This window comes from Halorubrum tibetense (genome assembly GCF_042661865.1).
GTDB lineage: Archaea > Halobacteriota > Halobacteria > Halobacteriales > Haloferacaceae > Halorubrum > Halorubrum tibetense.
This window is the reverse complement of the sequence record NZ_JBHSWW010000683.1, coordinates 1-561: the sequence shown is the minus strand read 5'-3', so window position 1 is coordinate 561 and position 561 is coordinate 1. Positions and strand designations below refer to the sequence as shown.

The window sequence follows — 561 nt, the reverse complement described above, 5'->3', positions numbered from 1 at the left end:
CGAGCGTGCAGGTATGCGCAAGTCTTTACTGATGAACCTTGCCATCAGTAATTGGTTTAGTTCGCTAAAGGCACCTTTGGGCTGAAGAGCGTCCATGGTTAGGCTACTGGCACCACGTCGAGTAGGTGTTCGATGACCTGATCCATCGTCACGCCACTCGCTTCAGCTTCGAAGGTGAGAATTAAACGGTGCCTGAGAACATCCGGGGCGAGTGCTTGTACATCGGCGGGGCTAACAAAATCTCTACCGTCGAGCCATGCGAGTGCCCGCGCTGAGCGCTCGAGTGCTAGCGTTGCCCGAGGGCTCGCGCCGTACTCCAACCATTGGGTTAATTTAGCATCGTAGTTTTTGGGGTGTCGGGTGGCGTCGATCAAGTGCACGATATAATCTTCTACGCTCTCCGCCAGGTGAATTTGTAAAAGGCTCTTTCTTGCGTTCAACAAGTCTGTTTGAGAAATCTTGGCTGGCGGCACGGCTTCCTGCGTGAGATTTTCTTCTCGAACCAAGCGCAATATCTCTTTTTCTGCTGCTGCGCTCGGATAGTTGACGCGCACGTGCAGC

General features: G+C 53.3%; 1 protein-coding gene. It reads right to left on the bottom strand.

The window, feature by feature from the left end; all coding sequences use genetic code 11:
- Positions 1–98: 98 nt before the first annotated feature.
- On the bottom strand, positions 99–561 hold a 463-nt coding region (locus ACFQEU_RS17730; protein ID WP_379784294.1), incomplete at its 5' end, for an AAA family ATPase.